The 476-nt window shown below is 55.3% G+C and carries 2 pseudogenes; both read left to right on the top strand.

The window, feature by feature from the left end:
* Positions 1 to 153: pseudogene (locus J9892_RS23860) on the top strand (IS1595 family transposase); the annotation flags it as partial.
* 89 nt (positions 154 to 242) lie between these two features.
* A pseudogene (locus J9892_RS23855) lies at positions 243 to 476 on the top strand (ISL3 family transposase); the annotation flags it as partial.

Here is a 476-nt window from a genome sequence, read left to right as displayed (position 1 = left end):
CGCCTGAGAAGGCGGCCACGTGTGTGGCAATGCAATCACTGCCGTCACCAGATGTCATTGACTGGAAACACGATTTTCGCAAACACCAAGCTCCCACTGACCAAGTGGTTTCTGGCAATGCACCTGTTGTCACAAACCAAAACAGGTTCTTCGCGGGATCCTGGGAAAGTGGAAGTTGACAGACAGGGTGCTGGTAAACTGGTTGTCGCCAAACACACCACCACCATCACCCTGCTGTCGCCGTGCATCATATTGATATTGCCTCCTTCTGGCCAGGTTATACCGTCATCGCCCAAGCGCTTTCTGCCAACCATCACACCCTGTTTACCTTTGAGCCTCGCGCCGACTTCTTGCCCCGTTGTCGCCGATGCCTGCAACCCACGCCATTGATCCACGACCAACGTATCCGCCGGGTGCGTGAGCGAGACCTATTTGACCGACAAGTCTGGTTACAACTGCCTGTTCGCCGCGTCGAC

This window comes from Aeromonas sp. Prich7-2, from assembly GCF_017939255.1.
GTDB lineage: Bacteria > Pseudomonadota > Gammaproteobacteria > Enterobacterales > Aeromonadaceae > Aeromonas > Aeromonas caviae.
The sequence above is the reverse complement of the archived record's forward strand: the minus strand, read 5'-3'. Positions and strand labels throughout refer to the sequence as shown.